The organism is Synechococcus sp. R55.7 (assembly GCF_047461955.1).
Lineage (GTDB): Bacteria > Cyanobacteriota > Cyanobacteriia > Thermostichales > Thermostichaceae > Thermostichus.
This window is the reverse complement of sequence record NZ_JANSIC010000248.1, coordinates 1-3,451: the sequence shown is the minus strand read 5'-3', so window position 1 is coordinate 3,451 and position 3,451 is coordinate 1. Positions and strand designations below refer to the sequence as shown.

Sequence of the window (3,451 nt, the reverse complement as noted above, 5' to 3'; positions counted from 1 at the left end):
GTTGTTGACTTGTCAAGATATAGTGGTAAAAATCTGCTTATACACAATATGTAGCGTTAAGCCGATGTCCATCTCCTCTGGCTCTTCTTTTGCAGACCGCTTGCGATGGGTGATTGGCGATGAAGCCGTCTATGCGTTTGGGCGACGGGCCGGAATTAGCGATACGGCCTTGCGCAGCTACCTGAAGGGATCCGTGCCCAGCATTGACAAGGCCGTGAAAATTGCCCAAGTGGGCCAGGTCAACCTCAATTGGCTGATTACAGGGGAGGGATCCCCGCAGTTGCATCCCGACGCGAAAGCAGAGTATGTGTATGTGCCTTTTGTCGATGTAGCCGCCTCTGCCGGAGCGGGGGTGTTGGTGCGCGAAGAATCGATCGAATCGGTGGTTGCTTTTGAGCGAAACTGGCTGCGGACATACTTGAAGGGAAATCCTGCCGAGCTGAGCCTGATTCGGGTGCAGGGGGATAGCATGTCTCCCACCTTGGAGGATGGCGACTGGATCTTTGTGGAGCGGCAAGAGGGTGGAGACCTGGGCTGTGAAGGCATTTACGTCTTTCAGATGGATGGAGATCTGTTGGTCAAACGGCTGCAGCGCCTGCCTGGGTCCCAGGTGAAGGTGATCAGCGACAATCCCCGCTTTCCCCCTTTTGTGGCGGATTTGGCGGATCCCATCAACGGCCTAACCCTCATAGGGCGTTATCGAGGTCGCATCAGTTTTGATTAGCCTCCCACAGCAGATGGCGGGAAGTGGCAGTTGGACCGACCGAGAATCCCCTTGGCGAGATCGGGTCGCCGGTTAGGATGGGTCTTGAGGGTTGAGTTGAGAGGAGTTCCTGCTCCTTGCCTGCGCCCATCCAGCCGGAGGTTTGCCTGCAATGGCTCGTTCGTCCCAGCTCCTAACAGTCGCTCTCCATTCCCTAAGCGGGATCCTCTTGGTCAGCAGCGGAATCTGGGTCGGGATGGTGCTTCCCCAGCAGGCCCAACCTCAGCCCCAGCCGGAGACCAACATCTCTCCCACTCAACCCGCTTCTCCCACACCACCGATCCTGCCCACCTTGGCCCCGCCCCAGGCCAATCCTCCGGTGGCCAGCCCAACAGCAGATGCAGATCCAGAGGAAAATCATGAGAGCCCCACGGATCTGGAAGGGGAGATCCGGGAAATCCGCCAGCAGGTGATCCAGCTCTTGATCAGAATTGAGGAATTGGAGTCGCGGCTGCAACGGCTGCGTTCTCAAACAGCCCCTGAGCCTGTCAGGGAATCTTCCACTGCTGCTGAGATCGCTCCAGGGGCAGAAAGCGCCTCTGCGCCCACCCCGGCTCCGACCACAACGCCAACCTCCTTTCAGGTGGGAACCCAAACCATCAGCCTGCCGGGCGATTTGCTGTTCGATTTTGACAAAGCCGAGATTCGACCTGAAGCAGCCTCGCTGTTGGCCCAGGTGGCCAAGTCCTTGGAAGCTATGCCCGGCGCCCGCGTTCAAGTGAATGGCCACACCGATAACATCGGGCCCTTAAACTACAACTTGGCCCTTTCTCTGCGCCGCGCCAATGCGGTTAAGGACTATTTGATAAAACTGTTGCCGGAAGGCCATCCCATCAGTTGGACAACCTCTGGCTTTGGCCCCACCTTGCCCGTTGCCGATAACGACACAGAAGCCGGACGGCAGCGGAACCGCCGTGTGGATTTGGTCATCGCTCCCTAGCTACCCCCCCAAAGTGGGGGATGACACGTTCTAGCAGGGCTCTGGTCTAGAATCTGGTAGGGTCAATCCGGCCAGGATTGATGGGTGCAGGTTAAATCCTCATCGTTGGGGTTCGGTTTTGAACGCGGCAGGGATCCCTCTGGACAAGAGGCAAACGTTTGCGCTGAGGGTTGACACAACCCTGGACGCGCTTGACCAGGTTTTGACCTGGTTTGAGTCTTTCCGAAATGCGGGCATCCCGGATCCCATTTGGGCGGAATGTCAGTTGGCTTTGGTAGAGGGGTTTACCAACGCCGTTCGCCACGCCCACCGCGCTCTGCCGGAAAGTACGCCCATCGACATTGAGCTGCTGCTGATGCCGCAAGGGCTGGAGTTGCGCATCTGGGATCAGGGGCAGGAGTTTGATCTGGAGGGATTTGCTCGGAACTTGTCGGATCCCACATCGCCCAACGCCAATCTTGAGTCCGAGGGGGGACGGGGTATTTTGCTGATGAAAGCTCTCTCTACTCACCTCAGCTACAGCCGCCAAGCGGATGGTCGCAACTGCCTGTTGATCGGCAAGCGCTTCGACGATCCTGGATCTCGCCCGCGTCTGTCGGTGCCGGGCTTAGGCGAGCAGACCACCGCTTAACTTGCGAATAGCTGAGCTGGCCACATCGCTGTAGCGCAGTTCACCGGCCAAGATCTGGCCCATGCGCCGAGTGGCTCCCGGTCGTTTGACGCCCACCCTGTAGCCCACGCCCGGAAAGCGATAGAACAACGCCGCAATCCGCTTAGCCCAGCGCATTTCTGAGCCCCATTCCTGCTGCACGCGGGCAGAGTAGTTCGCCAGAGCTTCTGTATCCCCGCCTAGAGCTTGATCGATGGCCTGGGCCGCCAACATGCCGGTGAGAAGGGAAGGGCGGATCCCTTCAGCGGTAAACGGATCGATAACGCAGGCGGCATCTCCCACCAAGAGGGCATTTTGGGTGTGTAGCGGTTGATCTTCGTCCCAGAGGCAGATGGGATGGCCAAATGGCTTGACCGATTTCAAGTCCACACCAAAGCTTTGGGCATATTGGGCGGCAATTTCCCGCAGGTTTTGTTTTTCTCCACCCCGAAAGGTGCCGGCTCCAATCGAGTAGCCATCAGCCTTGGGGAAGTTCCAAATGTAGCCATTGCTGACGGCGCCGAAGTCAAAATGGGCGGCTGCAGTTTGCGGCTGCAGGAGAGGCACTTCTGCTTCCAAGGCGGCAGCCAAGCGACGGCGGCGTTCCTGAAAGCCCAGCCACTTGGCCATTGAGCCTTTTGCCCCATCGGCCCCGATCACGTACCGACCCCAGACCGGGCCGGCGGTTGTCATCACTTGCCAGCGGTCGCTTTGCCACTCGAGGCCAGAGACAGGGCATTCTGCCTGGAGCGCTGCCCCTTGCTTTTGCGCTTGCTGAATCAGGTAGTGGTCGAAAACATCCCGCCGCACCATCCAAACGGGCTCTTTCAAATCCAAATCGACCACCACCGGATCGCCGCCGCGCCAGGTGTAGCGGATTTGCCGGATCTTGAGGGAAATGGCGGGGCCAAAGTCGAAGTCAAACCAAGCCGCCACCATAGGAGAAACGCCGCCCCCACAGGGTTTGTAGCGGGGCAAGGGATCCTTTTCCAGAACCAGCACCGAGCGTCCCCGCTTGGCCAGATGGTAGGCGGCAGATCCTCCAGCAGGGCCGGCGCCGACGATGACACAGTCGTAGAGTTGCGGCATGGTTTTCGAT

The 3,451-nt window shown here is 58.6% G+C and carries 4 protein-coding genes; 3 read left to right on the top strand and 1 reads right to left on the bottom strand.

Annotated elements, in window-relative coordinates; all coding sequences use genetic code 11:
• Window positions 1-64: 64 nt before the first annotated feature.
• The 3 genes from NW820_RS11135 (at window position 65) to NW820_RS11125 (ending at window position 2,334) form a co-directional block, all read left to right on the top strand.
• A complete protein-coding gene (locus NW820_RS11135; RefSeq protein ID WP_414342003.1) occupies window positions 65-724 on the top strand; it encodes an XRE family transcriptional regulator in 660 nt (219 codons plus the stop codon).
• A 151-nt stretch (window positions 725-875) separates the two neighbouring features.
• Window positions 876-1,703, top strand: coding sequence for an OmpA family protein (locus tag NW820_RS11130; RefSeq protein ID WP_414407514.1), 828 nt, complete (start codon window positions 876-878; stop codon window positions 1,701-1,703).
• 118 nt (window positions 1,704-1,821) lie between these two features.
• Window positions 1,822-2,334 (top strand): ATP-binding protein, encoded by a 513-nt coding sequence (locus NW820_RS11125; protein ID WP_414402360.1) that lies wholly within the window; start codon window positions 1,822-1,824, stop codon window positions 2,332-2,334.
• On the opposite strand, the gene NW820_RS11120 is transcribed toward NW820_RS11125, so the two are convergent.
• Window positions 2,311-3,441, bottom strand: a complete 1,131-nt coding sequence (locus NW820_RS11120) for a geranylgeranyl reductase family protein (protein ID WP_011433895.1) — start codon at window positions 3,439-3,441, stop codon at window positions 2,311-2,313. The genes NW820_RS11125 and NW820_RS11120 overlap by 24 nt on opposite strands.
• Between the last annotated feature and the right edge of the window lie 10 nt (window positions 3,442-3,451).